The organism is Pseudoalteromonas sp. A41-2 (assembly GCF_015767615.1).
GTDB lineage: Bacteria > Pseudomonadota > Gammaproteobacteria > Enterobacterales > Alteromonadaceae > Pseudoalteromonas > Pseudoalteromonas lipolytica.
The window spans coordinates 2,346,245-2,362,918 of record NZ_CP065231.1 but is presented as its reverse complement, the minus strand read 5'-3'; the positions used below and the strand labels follow the sequence as shown (position 1 = coordinate 2,362,918).

Here is a 16,674-nt window from a genome sequence, read left to right as displayed (position 1 = left end):
TGCTGGCATTTTTGAGGCTTTGAACACAATTTATTTCGCTGTACACACCGTGTGGCTAACAAACGTTAAGTCGTTTTATAACGAATACTGTCTCTGCAATGATCTATTCTGAACAGGTATCATCTTACTGCTTTAGAGTAAGTGTATTCAAACGAGGAACGGTCCTGTTTATATGCGAAATACCCTAATAATTAGGTAACTTATTGACGATAAAACAGTTGTTTTATCTTTGGGAAAATTCTGATTTTTCAATTACTTTGGAGGTTTAAAATGCTAAACCTCCTTTAGTATGATTTTTATTTTACTTTGTCATTATTTAGTTAATCTTGTTCTGACTTGTTCGCAAACCACCCCGCTTTTTGATTTCGATTTAACTTACCCAATACTTTTATGGCTTTTTCTAATGTGATGCGTTGATCAGCAATGTCTTGGTAAATTTGATTTGCGCGCTTTTTACGTTTAACAGCAGCCCCAGCATCTAAAAAAGATTCAACGACTTGGTTAAAGTAACGTGTAAAAGCATGTTGATGTTGTTGTGTGTGTTGTTGCTTGTTATCTGTTTTATCTAGTTTGTTGAATAGACTTGTGATCTCAGCTTGGCAAAACTCATTTTGCGCCAATGCACTTTTCTTTAAAAGCGCTAGTTTTTCTTGAAGATAATCAATATCTAAACGATTGAAAGACACAATCATATTTAAATTAGACAGTGTACTTCTAAACTCTTTGGCCGTGCATTGCTCATCAAAAAGGTGTTCTACCGAGTGTGAAATCTTTTGCCACTGTTGCCATGCATAAACATAATTGAGGCCGACACCTTTAATATTTTGCATCCCAACAATGACTTGATGAGTATTTGCTAATGCTAAGTCAGAGATTGTGTCGGTGAGTGCATCCGCAGATAAACTACTATCATCAAGCAAGGTCACTTTTGATTTTGCAATACTGAGTAGTTGCTGCTTGATTTCTTCACTGTGCTTAGATATGTCTTGTTTTAAAGAGTCTAAGGTTGTTCGGGCTTGATAATGTTTTAGGTTTAATAGGATTGTCGAAATTTCCTTTTTACTCGCATCCGTGAGTACTTCGCTGATATCGGTTTTATTTACAGAAGTGCGGTGCGCTAACAAGAGTAATTTCTCAGCAATATCTTCATCATAGGCGATAACTAAACGTGCCTTTAGTTGACAAGATGACATTAAATTAAGCTGAGTGAGTAAAATCTCAAGGGCCTTGGTGTCATTATTGCTGATAATTTTATCGATGCGCTCTGTGAGTGCTTGCAGGTAATAACTATAAAAGCCATCGACGTTAGTACCAATGACAACGATGCGGTCAAATCGCAAATCATGGCTTAAAATGCCGGCAAACACCTTGGAGCGTGCCACACGATCATTACGGTTATTGATTAAGGCGATCACTTGCGTATCTGCTTTATTATTTAAATCATAAAGGCTCAATCGCTGCCAATTTTCTAGTGTTGCTAGGCGCTCATTGGCTGACATGCTATTAACAAACGACTGAGATATTGCGCCTATGCGTGCCTGTGGATAGTGTTGCAATACGCCGATATCAGGAATAATGCGTGCAGAGGTTTCTTTAAACACATAGTCTTTACTAAGGCCGATGTGTTGCGCCATTTTACACACAAGGGCAATATTAGCGGGGTGTTCTTGATATGGGTATAAAGCACGAATATCGTCAGTAACTTGCATACCATCTGCCCAATGCACTTGAATTAAACTGGCATTTTTTCGTTTGGCATTGAGTTCTAAAATCGGCGCCATATTTTGTTCACTGGTAAAAACAAGGCTATTCTCACCAATGAAATGACTTGTTTCGTTTGCAACATCAATGCCTGTGGGGCCTAATATATCTTCATGATCTGGGTATGCATTGGTTATTGTTGAAAAGTTATCTTGCATCCAGTTTCTCAGAATACGGACATAACGAGGTGTTAACCCCATGCATTCCCACAAAAACACATCGGCCTTAACATTTTTTGCAAAATGAAGCACATCACCTTGCTCCCAAATACTGGCTTTATCGAATGGTCTGAACAAGGGGATTTCGAATTGCTCACCACTGGCTCTTGCATAAATTAATGTGGCTTCACAGCCTGTTGTTTTACTGATTAGCTTTAAACTCAAGCTACTAAACAGTGCTGCTTTTAATCGCTCTGTACCTGATTTTCCGCGAGTACCCCAACCACCAATAGATACAGGAATTTGCGCTCTGTCGGCGCGAATTTGGCGGCTCACTTTTATGTGGCGTGTCCAAAAGTAACCTATGAAAGCCAGCACGAAAAATACCAGCTGACCAATACTGTTTTGATAAATTGAATAGGCATATTCTTTAAAGCTCACCCAAATATTAAACATAAAAGGGGTAACGGCGAGTTTTTTATACAGAGTCGCAATACTTGATTCTACCGGGAAGTCGCTATCGAGTACCGCACCATATTGTTGGAAATCAAATGTAAATCCTTTCGCTCTTAAAGCATTTAAAAAATTATTTTGCTCTATGTCTGAGCCGTTTCGTAAATTATTAAGTTCTTCAAAGTTAAATGAAATCCAGCAGTATGCTTGAAGGCGTTTAAATACTGTTTTGGGTGGTGTTACGACTAATATGCCGTCAGGGGTATAGGTTTTCGCTGGGGATTTTAAGTTATCTTGCGATAAAGTACTTAAAAGAAAGTCGAGCAATGGCAAATGAGGACGCGAACTAAATTGTAGGTCATCAAATCGCGGTTCGCCGGGGACATCTGTTTGGCTAATTTCTGCGACAGTGCAGCTAGGAACATGCATGTATGCACTGGGTTTTCTTGCTAAATGGTTATAGCTTTGGCGCTTACCTGTACTGGGGGTTTTTAAATTCATGCCAAAAGCGCCAAAAGCGGAAGCCGCGTTGATAACCTTGATTTATGTGCCAACCTTGTTTCTTTTGACTCACATTGTAGGCTTCATATTTTTGCGCCTGTTGACTTAAAAGCCGGCCTAGTAGTGCCTCGTCAATGTTTTGGTTATTGATTGACGAATGGGTGTTTAAGTTTGCCTCGAGTTGAGCAACGTGTTGTTGGTGCATAAAACTGACAAGTTGTTCACGGACACGGCTAATAATCCGCTTTATGGCAAGGTTTTGTTGTGCTTCAAGGTGTTTATTTAAGGTGTCGATGAAGCGCTTGAAAATCGTATTGGCTTGTTGCTCCTCACACTCAACCTGTAAATTAAACATAATACGTGGTGCAAGTTCGAGCAATAAACGTTGCTCTGCAAAATGTTGAGCTTGCATCAGTTGCTGTTGCCAAATAATCAAGCTGTGTTGCCCATCGCTAAATCGGGTTGCGGTTAATTGTTTAATTAATGTGAGCCTGATTGCGAGGTGGGTTTCTTTTTCTAAACGCTCGGTTATTAGTGCAAGTGCGAATGAGCACGGCAAAATAAAACATTGTTCTATCACACTTTGACGCACGCGCGGGTAGGGGTGAGCTGCCAGCAACTGTAACAGGTTTTGATTTGCCTCATTGAGCGTTTGTTGTTTACTGATGATGGCTGAAAAAGCGCTTAATAAAAATAATTGCTGGCGGTCAGCTTTACCCGTCTTTGGGACCTCTAAGTCAATGTGCGAACGCATGAAATAACGGGTAAAGGTGGGGCGAAGGTTGATCAATATTTCTAATATATCCACTTTGGCTGCATGTGGTGTGGTTGATTTCTCAAGTGAGAGTAACAGCATTTCAACCAGATCCGCGCTAAATTCCGGATCGTCCACATGCTCGCTTAATAAAGTAACTTGGTTTGCCAAGGCTCTAAAAAGAGAGTTTTTTATTGCATCATTATCAGTGTGTTCGAGTAAATCTAAAAAAAAGCTTTCTAAATTTACGGTTTGCCATGACTGCTCTATTTCATGTAAATGAAGGCATAAATAACGGTGCGTTAAGTCGCCCAGTTTACCAATTAAAAACTTTAATGATTGCTCAAGTTCAGACACTTTATCTTGATAACGGTTGATCATGGCCCCTTCATCAAACCAACGTGTGAAGGCTTCTTGATCTTGTTGTAACTGTTGTTTATCAGCCCCTAACGTGGCCGCATAATCCAGTATATGGAACTGTCTTTCTGCTTTGAGTTCGGCATGACTTAGCTTTTCTATAAAACGGCTGTGATCTGCATCTAACTTTGTAAGTTGATGTTGTAGGGTATCTATTTTATGAGTTAAAAAGGCAATTGCTTGCAGTAATAGCCAGTCATCTTCGTCGTGTCCGTCTGGTTGGTTCTTGATCAATTCCCATTGACTTAGCTCGTTGACTAATTGACGGTATTTTTGCCTGTAGAGATCTAACCAAAAGCTTGCGATATCTGCAAAAAGTAAGGTTTCTAAGCGTTTTTTAAGTTCTTTACTGCTCATAATCTCTTCGCTCTAGCAAATGGTTAAGTTGAAGTGTCGGAAAAATAATTTCATCATGGGCATAGGGAGCAAAGCCAGTATGCTGATTATTGCCCGATGAAAATTCCAGACTGATATTATGGTTATTCCATCCCCAGTCTTGCTGCCAACTGATTTTTAGCCAACCCTGTGAGAAGGAGCCTATATCAATTTGCTTTTGCCAAGCTACCCGACTGATGTACTGCCACGTGGCTGTTGCACGATGATCATCGGCAAAACGGTAGTAGCTATCAAGACCAACTTGCAAAATGTGACCATGGTAATATTGGTTCCAACTGCTGTTAAACCGCAAATAATCAAGACTTAGCCAATCATCATTTGAGCCAGATGCAACACCAAAGTTGAGGTAGTTATCTACCCAAGGTTGGTAGCGATATTGGTAAGAACCTTGCCAGCCAGAAGCATGATTTTCACGATAAAAATTAAAAATATTAGAGTTTAGTTTCTCGTCATTGAGGTAGTCGTTTAAGTCTGCGCTACTGATGTGAATAAAGGGGGCAACAGACCATTGATGCCGATGCACTGTATCTTGGCGCCATACTTGTCCAATACTAATAGCGCCATTTAACGCGTATTGGCTATCTGAGTTATCACGACTAAGCTGCCATCGACTTGTGATCTGTGAATCGATAAACCAATGGCTCGTGTCATCAAGCCAAGAGTGGTAACCATTTAAGGCAATGAAGTCATGCTGCTTTTCGTCAAACGCATAATAGCCTTCTAATTGATACCAATGTTGTTGATCATTAAAGCGAAGCCTCACACCTATGTCGGTTTCTTGTTGTGCAGGAATGTCTTCTGCACTTTGAAATATATGTTGTCGATCAAAGCGAATAAAGCCTTGTAGGTTGGTCTCATCGCTATGCAAAGTGGCTTGCTTATTCACTATTTTAGGTGCTGATGGTGCCTGATAAGTGATTAGTTCTGGCAGCGGCGTATTGATGTCAGAAAAACTCGTAATCTTGTTGTTTCTTTCACTTAAATGCCAACGATAGAGGCGTACATACTTTAATTGATCCGTGCGCACTTCAATTTTACCTGCTGGATGGAAAAAACGACGCTCGCTACGTTTGTTTTCATTCATCTCTTCTAGTTTTACTAATGTATCGGCAGGTAAGTTAGCAATAAGTGGCGTATCAGCTGATACAGTATAAAACGCTAAATTTGTTGGTAGCGGCAACGCTCTCCATTGCCCCGCAATATATTGCTCTGCTTCAATAGCAAGCTGTTGCGACAAGTATGGGTTGAGCCAACGTACGGCAATTGTATTGTTGTTTAACTCTCGCTTATTAAAAGTGAATGGAATGCTTTGCTGCTCAGAAACAGACCACACCTTTTGTTGATTTGCTAACTGAAAAGAGATATTTGCTCTATTTGCACGCGCTAATTCTGCGCTAGAAAAGTTAAATTTAAAGCGAATTTGTGTGCCTTCAGTCTTCGTTAAATCAACGTATAAAGTATGAAAAGGACGTAATAAGATCCCTTGCTCTGGTGCGGATTGAGTCGTGTGTTGAGCAAACCTGTCGGCAAAACTACGTTGTTCAGTCTCTTGCATATTAAACAGACGTGTACCAGCGAAATCGAGCATGCTTTCAATGGGCTGCCACTGACCAAAGCGTTCAATTCTATTTTGTAAGAAAACCGAATGGGCAGAGGGGGGAAGCGTGTCGATTCGTTGCAGCAGTTGTGTGTACTGATTATTGCTGAGACGTTTTTCAGATAGTAGATACAACCCATTGATAAGGAGTTTGTTTGGCGTTGTATCGTACGCATGAATAAGCGAGCTAATATCATCGCTAGTTGCTTGAGTGGTGGCATCAGAATAATAATCAAAAAGTGCAAATAACTGCTTTGGAATAACACTTATATCAAGGTAAGCAGCTTGATTGGTGGTCACAGTGAGCGTTTCACCGGCTTGCAAGCTAATAACCAAATTAGCGGCAATAGAGACTGCTTGCTGATTACTGACGAATTGGGATGTGGCCGCTATATCACTAAAAATGGGCATTAACTTATGCTGATACTGACTATCAGCTTTTAACCACGCGGTATGATATTCACCACTTTGATCGGCTTTAGTCCGCGCCTTTATGCTTAAATGCATTGCGTGGTTAGCGGTAAATACCCAAGGTATATCGTTATTAACGAGGGTGCTTTGTTGCTTTCCTTCTGGGTTAATAAACGCGTATTGCGAGCCAATAAAGCGCTGGTAAAGTGCCTCTTCAGGTTTTTCAAGTTCCGTTAAACTCTGATAATTGAGCGCACTAAAACTGTGTTCAACCTGTGTTTGCGCCTGGGTGTGATGTGCAAGCCATACTGCTAAACGGTTCTTTTGCTGTTTTACTGCGAGGTTTATAAGTTGAGCTTCACATTGCTCTATTGTCCTCACGTTCCCCGCACATAATGCAAAAAGTTTATGCTCGATTTGTTCTGCTTGATAGGCACGAACAAGGGCTTGTGCGGCATAGTGTTTTAACTGAGCGTGCTGCGCGCTTTTATACAAGCCTTCAAGGTAACTGTTGGCAAGGTGAAACTGATGTTGTTCACGCAGTATGGCTACTCTTAGCTGCCATGCTTGAATTGCAATATCAGGGTCTGGGCTTGTGCTCAACGGTTTTAACAAAGCCAGTGCTTCTAGAGGCGCTGATGTAGCAATATGTTGTGCTTTTGTGAGTGACGCTTGCCAGTCTATATCGGGGTTATTTTGCAAAGCCGGTGTATAGGGTTCGATTGAAGCCACATAGTCGTCATGTTGTTTGTTTAAATAACGACTCAATAAATTAGCGATAATAGGGCTTGTTTCACTGAGGTCTCCCTGTTGCTGATACAGTAATTCGTCACTCGGTAAGGAGGCGAGTGTTCTCGCATACAGGGCAAAATCGATAGGCTTCGAGGTGTTGGTTAGCCTTTTAATCGTTACCGATGAGGTTGAAATAGGCACCGAAATCATAAGTGTTTGATAATGTTCGGTCGCTTTTAGGTTTATAAGCCAATTACGCTCACCCGCGGTTAACTGAAATTGGGTGTCTTGTTGTGTTTTTGCAATAAGGGTTAACCACGGCGTTGCACGTTGTTGAATGCTTAAATCGAACTCAATGGGTTGGTGTCCAAGGTAGGTTAATTCGCGCACTTGTTGATTAATACGTGGGTAAAACCGCTCATCAACGAGGCGTTGCTCCACTAATTCGCTAATGGTTTTGCTATGCATTTGTAGTGATGAATGCTCTGTGCTGCCTGTGAGTTTTGATTGCACTGTCATCATCGATAATAAGTTGTAATGACGTTTTATAGAAAGCGGGTTGTTTTGTGTGTACACATCATCGCTAAACACACTAAAAGAGTGTGTGTTATAAACCGATTCAATCGCTTCATTTGCGGTTGTTAGCCAATAGGGGAGTAACAGTTTTTCTTGTTCTTTTTCGGCTGCGCGGTCATCATAAATAGCGCGGTGGCTTTGCTCTATTTTAATATACGCATTGGTGTGACTTTTAAGAGTTAAATACTGCCCAGCCGCAATGGCAAGGTAGTCACTGTTTACAAGTCCAACATCGTATTCGCTAAATTCAAATGCTTGGCTATTTATGGTATTTACTCTGGCAACCAGTTCGTTATCAATAGATGCGTACACCACACCATTAGGATCGGGCTGCTGCATATTTTGACGTACAGAGATCGTTAGTTTTTTTGCGGCAGGAAAAAACAGCTTCACTTCTTCATTTTTTTTGAGCGCATAATACCGTTCATTTCCTTGGGCTGAGCTTAGTTGTATGGAAGGAGCGGCTATTTTTATGGCGCGCCTAAAGCTGTCTCTTGCGCCTTGGTAATGGCCTATCATGGCAGTAAATTCAGCACGCTCGTCGAGATGATTTTGTATGGCAATAATGCGGTTATGCCCAGTGGCTGGCAGCTGACAGCGTTTGGTATTACAAAGTAAGTCGCTGTGAACGCGTAAGCGTTGTTGTAAATACTGCGTGTTCCCTGCACTTAGAATAAACTGATTTAAAAGTGCGGGGGCTATTTCAAGCCAATGACCTTCTGGTAGCCACAAATAACGGTGCTGTTTGGCATCAAAAGTTAGGTGCTGCGTTGTCGCCAAAGGCGATAAGTGTGGTGATGTGTTTAACCAAGTAGGGGGCATCAGCACGGCGTGTTTTGGCTGTGAGGCTTTGGCTGGCTGACATAGCAGCAGCGTTATACTAACGAGAGCAATTACGAAGTAAGGCATTGTTTAAACAGCTTTAATAAGTGGTTATCAGTAATTAATTTTTCGCGAATTTCGCGGCTTAATTCAATATGGATAAATTGACTATTGCTTGGCGCAAGGGTTGTGAGTATATTTTTTGTTCCTCCAAGCTCATAAATATCTCGGCCATAGAGCATCACAGTAACGTTTAGTTTTTCATTTAGGCAGTCGGTGATATTACGTGTAAATAACGATGCATTTTCACGACCTTGACTGACAATAATGTCGGCTTTTCTGCCTTGATTAGTTTTACGTTTTTCTTTGGCGAATCCATGTAATTGGAAAATGGTAAAAGACTCAACGGTATCCGCATAAGCTAAAATAAATGCATTTGCAGCACTTTCTTTATATTTACCAAAGTCAATCAGCACGCCATTTGCGTCGCGACTTGTGCGGTGCTTGGTATTGGTAAGGAGTACCTGGCAGTCATTAAATAGGGAGCGTGCAATATCTAAAGTATGCAGGTCATAGAAGCGGTGTGGGGCATACGCAATACAGGCATATCCGGTTTCTTTAAAATGTATTTCACCGCCAGAATCTAATGATTCCTTTGCGTATAACCCCCCATCCTTTAACGTGAAATGGGAAGGGACGGCCTCGCTATTTTTTAACCACTGTTGAAAGTCGGTATGAAGTTCAGAGATGTTTGATTCAGCTTGGCATGCCGAGACCAATAACCCCATGATAATGATGATAAACTTAATATTCATTGTTCCACCACCTTACTTTTTGCTCCCCCAGCGGGTACTCCTGAAGTATCGATAACCAGACTGTCTCAGATGCGCTAATTGTCAGTGAGTGCAGTTTATTTATGTCACTTGATACCGTATGCGTGACGCTAGGGTAGCTATTTAATTGGCTATTTTTTGGATGAATTAGAAACGCGTTAAGTAATTCTGAGCTATGCAATTGAACACGCTGTTTAGCGATACTGTACTCGCTGGTTAATCCTGATTTGTAATTAGCTTTTTCAAGAATGTTAAACTCAATAGGCTGTGCACTGCGCGAACGAAACAGCTTAAAGACCACACTCATTGGTTGTTCTTGCGCATCAAAGTTGAGTGTTAAAGGCGTATTTTTATTGAGTTGATAGAGGCGTTGTTTAATCCACGGTCTCTCACCATGCCAGTTTTGATAGGTTGCCGTTGCTTTATTTTGTAATTGTTTTAACTCAGTCGCTGACACATCTGATGCATTACGTTCTTGAGCACGGGTATTAGACAACCTAAAAATCAGTTTGTTATCACCCGTATCAGAATAACTGGCTGGGGTCTTAGGTGTGTAAAGTCCAAAGTTAAAAATTTGTGCCGGTTGTTTAGGTATAAAGTAACGGTCAGGGCTAAGTGCGAGGGCCACATTTGAAATAGGCAGTAGAGTGTAAAGCTCTCTTGGCTGATAAAAGGTCGTCATTGGCTCAACTTCAGCAGGGGGCGTAAAGGTTCGAATATTGGCAAAACGTGCCTGCTGTGTTAATTCAAAGTGATTATTCGCGCGTAGTTCGTACCACGCTGCAATATCATAAAATTGATCAATCGGCGTTGTGATATTTTGATGAGCAACTACACGCTGATAATGAAATTGTGCGTAACGAGCGCGCAACAGGACATAAGCGTCTTTATTCGCGTTTATTTGTACTCGATACGCATTAGCTGGCGTGCGCAAATAATACGAGGTGAGTAAACCAACACGCTGTCTTTGCGTTGTATCGTCTATAAGGCGATCGTAGTGTGAGACGTCGCCTTTATGCGCTAAAGAGAAGCGTTCGATTTCTGTGTGTGTTTGATCAAATAATACGACTTCTAACTGGCTTGTTTCTAAAGCGCGTACATCTAGCTTTAAGTCACTTTTGGGGTCAATATCAAACTCGACATTGCCTTGCTCATTTATTAAATAACTGCCAGCATAACTTGTTAAAATTGGGGTGTCTGAGAGAGTTTGCCATTGAGTAAGTATCGCTTCATCACTACAAATACTCACTAATCCAGCTGCAATGAGCTGTGTTTGATAGCGGTTTTCAATATCGGTAGGAGCAAAGCTGACAGGCGTCGGCGCCGAGAATTGCAGTTTGTCATACCACATTAAATGTGGCAGTTTTGCGCCTTCTTTGACGGTGAAAATAAGGCTGTCGGGTTCATCTAAGCGAACGCTGGCGCATAAACCCTCTTCGGTAAAGTAAGCACCTAAATCGTGCTGCTCAGCACTAAAGTCATAGGTCAACACGTTATAGGGGAGGCTTTCGTAGAGAATATCAGATTTAAAGTCGATATCTGGAATACCTTGCGGGGCGATTTTCTGCCACCAATAAGCCATCGCATTACTGATTTCGTTACTGGTTAAGGCATTTTCACCTAACGTTAAATAGTTTGTTGCCCGTTGACGGCGATCTAATGGTCTTTTAAGCCATGTGTTCAGAGGATCAATACTTTGTTCAGGGGTTTTAGCATGCACACGAACGACCACTCCTTGAAGATTAGCCTGTTCGGGGATCATAGTCAGCTCTAAGCTGGTTGCATGTGGGTAATGAGCTATGGGTAAGTAAAAAGATTGTCCCGAGGCAACACTCAAGGATTGTTTGTTTTCAATAATTTGCTTAACTTTTTGGCCGTCTAAGTCGGTGTACAGCTTAGACGCATGATGATAAACATCGTCTAAAATCACACGCTCTTGTTGGTCATACAGAACATACTTAATAGCGTAGTTAACCGGTTGATCAAAAGAAATCGAGTTATCAAATACGGCATTAGAAAGAATGCGCAACGAGTGGGTCCGCTGATTCGAAAAATTGAATCGCAGCGGCTTATCGCTACTCAACCATTGCACATTAGAGCGTGTTTCTTCGCCTGTGCTGGCACCAATAGGCTCAGCTGAATCGAGCCAAACAAAAAAGTGTCGACCAAAGAACAGTAGGGTGAATACCACACTGACAATAACCAGTAGCGCAAGCAAGCGTTTAATTAAATACACTGTCGCCTCCGCTCATCATAAGATTAAACCCATCTAGGTCAAATAGCTGATTTTTAGTGGGGTAATATATGGCTGTGATTTTGCTGTTGTGTTTGAACATCAAAGCATATTTATTGACATGCTCTAACTCAATTGTGTGCAGTGAACATTTATTCATTTCGTTGCATAATCGTGCCAAAGACGTGAGACGTTGGTTCGCGGCGTAGCTATCAATAATGCTCTTCATATTTTGCTTATCAAGGTCGCTTAACGCTTGCCAGTTCGACGGTGACAAAGTGGCGAGATTGATCACTGTTAGTGTTGGGGTGTTCGAAATAGCCAGTAAACGCTGTAACAAACTGCTTTGGCTTACTGAAAATTGCGTTTTGAAATCAGACGCTAACCACAAGGTTGCCAGCTCGCTATTCGCATTAAATTGTTGATAGCCCGCTTGAGGAGAGCTACCAATTTCAAGCCCTCTGGTTGCTGTTTGTCCTTCAACAACTTGATACTTAATCCCCAAAGCCGTTAACTGATTACTCAGTTGATTCATCAGTGGTGTGGCAAGCTCATTAATCTGTGTCGTCGAGAACGCGATAGCATTCGGGCGCACCCAAGAAGGCGCGCTGTGGCTTCTTATCTGAATATTTAAACTGGGTGTCATTTCATTAAAGCGTAAGTAGCTTTGATGAACGATATTAAATAACGACTCTACATTATCGACGGCTAATACATTCGCTTTTGGATGTGCATACGGATGAGCACCCGCAATTGCTAAGTAAGCTGCATTGGTTCGGCTGAACAACTCGCTGGTAACAGCCAATGTATTACTTTCAAATAAAGGGCGGGGAACACTGAGAGTGATAGACTCATGTTCACTTAACTTAAAGATATATAAGCCCTGACCTTGCTGATACGCTTGGTTTTTGTCCTGAGGGCTCAATAGTAAATAGCGGCCGCTCATTGTCTGGACGTGTTGTAATTGGTAGTTAAGTAACTCAGCAGTGCCATTAATTTGTTTTAACTGATTTAGGTTATTCTCATTGAGAGGATTATTTCCTATCTGTGCAATTAATTTATACAGTGGTTTGAGTATTTCGAACTCCCAAAGGGCCACCTGGTTTTTAGACAGCGGTTGATATTTAAAACTGCCTTTTTCACTGATATGCACAGAAAAATCATCAATGATTTGGTTAATGTCTCGTTCTAATTTATTAAACTGAAGTGTGCTGTAGCGTTTATTATCGCGATAAGCATTGGCTAATATACTCGCGTAGTTGTCGCTATCTAAAAACACCTCAAGCAAGGAGCCCGAAAATTGTGAGGTGGGTAGACTATTTACTGTTGCGCTACCAAAGAACGTTTCTTCAGACCCCATAAATTGGTGAATTTCTCGTTGGCTTATTGATGCAGGAAGTTGATTATAAATCCAATATTGGCTCTGTGATTTTGCTGGAGAATCAGTTAAAGAGACTTTAGTAAAGTGGTTAGACTCACGTACCTGCAATACTTCATCAGCGTTAAGTGCTGTAATAAATGCTTGATAGAAAGGACTTTGTTGATTCTCTTGTGCTAACGTTTGTTGTGGTGTCTTTGCGGTACCATAAACCAGCGCTTTGCTTTTGAGGTGCTGAAATATAAGCCCTGCTGAATCACTTGCTAAACTTTCGGTGATAGGAAATGGTACGGTGATCAATAAAGGCGCTGATTGCGGATTTTTATTTAATACGAAAAGACCGCGCTGCTGATCTTCAAACGTGTCTATTATATAAATATAGTCTTCATCACTTTCAAGTCTGAATCCTATCGGGTTAAACAGCGCGTTAAGACTGGCTATCGATTGATTATCTTTAATCGCCTGATTAACTTGGTAAACCCCATATTTAAAATCAGTGACAGCTTGATTTGCTTTATAGCTACTCACGGTGACTTTGTTTGACTGTGCGGTATATAAATAACTTTTGTAACGGCTGATTTGCTGGTCAAGGGTGAATACGTGGTGACTTTGAATGTCTGAAGTCTCAGTGTGTTTTGACAGCATTGACGGAACAAGCATCACAATAAAACCAACCAAAATGGCAAATGCCCCCCCAACGACTGAAGTTTGAAACGTTGCCCTGATCACCAGCCCTAATGCGTTTTTTTGGTAAATTTTGAGTGCAAGTAAGGTGGCAAGCATATAACCAAATGCAAACGTATCGGTGACCTTTATAGCGGGGAAATACCACACCACAATGTAGTTGAGAATAAGTTTATACACGAAGCCAATAGTGAAGAAGAATAGCAGTAATCGAGCGCCTTCAATATTGGCGTGCTTAAGGCGAGTAAAGTGAATTAACGAGCCGCCTAACACTAAAATGACCGCTGTTTCAGCGAAAGAGGTCAACAGTTTACTGGGTTGAGTTAACTGAAGTGCTAATAAGGCGGGTAGCATTATTCCGTTAAATTCCCAGCCGTATTTTATGTTTGCTCTTGAGGCAATAAAGGCCGTGATCACTAAAATAATATAGGCCTTGGGAGCGGCAATAATGGATGCCGCAACGGCTTCGTACATAATACCTAAATTAGCAATACTGAAATTAGTAAACGGCATCAGTACGAAGCGAACGAGCACAAAGGTGATCACAAGTTGAATAAAGGTGACTTTTAGACCGTATTTGAAGCCGCCATTCCACATTACATTCGCTGTTAAAGCAATAATCACAAGACCCAAAGAGTACAGTTGTGACGCGTAGTCTAGGGTAATATCCCACTGACTTAATTGATTGGCAACGGGAGGCCACACTAACGTGTCCATACAAACACGTACTAAAATACTCAGCAATATAATGGCAAAAAACCGGTCACGACCAAACATCTCGCCATAACCACATTTTTCCATTATGTAATGGGCGCTAAATCGCATTAAGCCATAAACAACGATTGCTTCAATAATGATAACGACGGCAGATGTGGGACTGATGATGAGCAAAGGCACGATATAACCTGGCACCACAAGCCCCGTTAATGGGAAACCAAAACGTAAGTTCAATAGACAAACAACGGCCGTACCCACCCACACGGTGGTAATAACTGACTGTCCAAGGCCACTGCCTGCAGGAAAGAGAGCTAAGACAAAGTCCATTATTGCTCACTCAGGGTTTCATCAAAACCGTCGTCGAGTTGTGGCTCATTCTCAAAGGTATCGAGAAATTCAAATAAAATACCCGATACTTGAAATGGTTCACCCGAAGCGGTTTGCGATCCATCGGTATGAATCGCTTTTATATTTAAAACATAATGTTGATTATTAAGGACTGCCGGTAAATGAATATCCGCCTTATTTAATGTGACATAGCGCAATTTACCTTTGGCTACTTCGCTATCAAGGGCGCAGCTATGACATAACAAATCTAAGGCTGTCATTTCAAAAATGGTAAGCTGATGTTGTTTAGCAAAGTGTTCTAACGCTGCATTTGTTTGTACGACTTGACCGAACAGGTTAAAGAGAACTGTTGCGCAGCGTGTATGATTAAACACCAACTCTAAGGTTGTTAACTTTTGCTCCATGTCATTGAGCGAACGTTTAACTTGCTGATCGATTGGTTCATGTAGTTTGAACGAGACAAGTCTATTGAGTAAGTTCTGATTCTTCGCCTGAGTTGTTTTATAAATATGATAATGAAAGAGCAGTTCAGCGACTTGTGCTGCAAATTTGTTCACATTTTTCTCAAAGGCGTGTCGATCAAAAGTCTCATTTGGAATAACCGATAAAGCCCAAAAACCCCGAACATCACCCGCGTATACGAGGGGGACCATAAACTCTATTTCAGTGTTGAGCACATTTTTAAAAAAAGGTCGGCTAATCTTTACAATACCCAGTGCTTTTAATGCGTCACTGTACGGGGATCGTTTGTAGTCACGGCGCATTTCTTGGATATTGTCGAGTTCGCAATTGATCGCTCTTATTTCAACAATGCGATGATCATCTTCTTTTCTCGCCAAAAAAATTGATTTTTCGAGATCTAATTGCTGGCTTATTAGTTGAATTATTGGATCCCATGGAGAGGCTTGCTCAATAAAGGTTTGCGGAAAAAAACGGCCCATCATTTTCTGTTGGATATTATTTACAACCCCCGTTAGCGCTTTATCTTCAGATAGTTTTCGTACAATCAAAGCCGAAAAAAGGGTCGAAAAGATAACAATAATGTATTGGCCAACAGGGATATAAACAGCAGCAAACACGATACCAAGGTAACTGACCACGACCCAGAAAAGGCAACTTGCCAAGGCAATGACAAATGAGTAAATAACAGCCAGTTTTTGAAAGCTAAACAGCAGGCTAATTACCAGAGCAAGTTCAATGAGGGCGCTATAACTAGGTTTAAGCTCTATCACCGTGGTTGTTTTTTCGATACTGTCTGCGGCATAGGCCATAAGCAGGAGAGGATCGTTCAATCCCGTTAACTTAGGAGCATGAATATTTACATTAAACGCAGAACTTGTTTGGCCAACAATAATGACTTTATTCTTTAATTGTTCACTCATAACATCAGAGCTTAAAACCCGCTCAGCACTGAATTTAGGGAGAGCACTGACCGCTAATTTAAAATCAATTAGCCGAGGTTGCTGACCTTCATAGCCAAAAACAGTTTGCCAGATGCTATTACACAGAGACTCTTTATCATTGGCTGGGATTCGCATGTGGTAACTTGACCACATTTCAACACGTGGTACACAGTATTCGCTTTGCGTTATAGGATAATAAACACGGTTGGTAATTGAAGGTGTTATATTTTGGTTTGATAAAACGATAACGGCCTTGGGGTTATATTCAGTTATTTTTTCAATAAGTTCTGAATGGTTTTTAGCCAAGTTCTTACTTGTTATAAGTACGATATTGGTGTGCTGTGTTTCACCAAACGATGCTAACTTTTGATAGAAATAAGCATTGCTAGCTTGAAAAAGATTCAAAACATTATTTATCACCACTAAAGCAAACAAGCCAAGCGTAAGCCAAAAAATATGGTGATTCTTTAATAACAATAATCGTTGAGCGACAGCCACGC

General features: G+C 41.1%; 7 protein-coding genes. All 7 read right to left on the bottom strand.

What is annotated here, in order from left to right:
• Positions 1 to 320: 320 nt before the first annotated feature.
• From IT970_RS16040 to IT970_RS10740, 7 genes are read right to left on the bottom strand one after another with little or no spacing between them, the layout of a single operon-like run.
• Positions 321 to 2,873 carry a hypothetical protein gene (locus tag IT970_RS16040; RefSeq protein ID WP_231387276.1) on the bottom strand — a complete coding sequence of 851 codons (2,553 nt, stop codon included), beginning with the start codon at positions 2,871 to 2,873 and terminating at the stop codon, positions 321 to 323.
• Entirely contained in the window at positions 2,845 to 4,401 is a 1,557-nt protein-coding gene (locus IT970_RS16035; RefSeq protein ID WP_231387275.1) for a hypothetical protein, read from the bottom strand. Before IT970_RS16035 ends, IT970_RS16040 begins: the two co-directional genes overlap by 29 nt.
• Positions 4,391 to 8,665: a hypothetical protein gene (locus IT970_RS10760; protein WP_196857317.1), complete on the bottom strand. Its 4,275-nt coding sequence runs from the start codon at positions 8,663 to 8,665 to the stop codon at positions 4,391 to 4,393. Before IT970_RS10760 ends, IT970_RS16035 begins: the two co-directional genes overlap by 11 nt.
• Positions 8,650 to 9,393: a hypothetical protein gene (locus IT970_RS10755; protein ID WP_036966995.1), complete on the bottom strand. Its 744-nt coding sequence runs from the start codon at positions 9,391 to 9,393 to the stop codon at positions 8,650 to 8,652. The genes IT970_RS10760 and IT970_RS10755 overlap by 16 nt, the downstream gene beginning before the upstream one ends.
• Positions 9,383 to 11,647, bottom strand: a complete 2,265-nt coding sequence (locus IT970_RS10750) for a hypothetical protein (protein ID WP_036966998.1) — start codon at positions 11,645 to 11,647, stop codon at positions 9,383 to 9,385. Before IT970_RS10750 ends, IT970_RS10755 begins: the two co-directional genes overlap by 11 nt.
• Positions 11,634 to 14,750 carry a poly-gamma-glutamate biosynthesis protein PgsC/CapC gene (locus IT970_RS10745; protein ID WP_196857316.1) on the bottom strand — a complete coding sequence of 1,039 codons (3,117 nt, stop codon included), beginning with the start codon at positions 14,748 to 14,750 and terminating at the stop codon, positions 11,634 to 11,636. The genes IT970_RS10750 and IT970_RS10745 overlap by 14 nt, the downstream gene beginning before the upstream one ends.
• Positions 14,750 to 16,672, bottom strand: coding sequence for a hypothetical protein (locus IT970_RS10740; RefSeq protein ID WP_196857315.1), 1,923 nt, complete (start codon positions 16,670 to 16,672; stop codon positions 14,750 to 14,752). Before IT970_RS10740 ends, IT970_RS10745 begins: the two co-directional genes overlap by 1 nt.
• Positions 16,673 to 16,674: the final 2 nt, after the last annotated feature.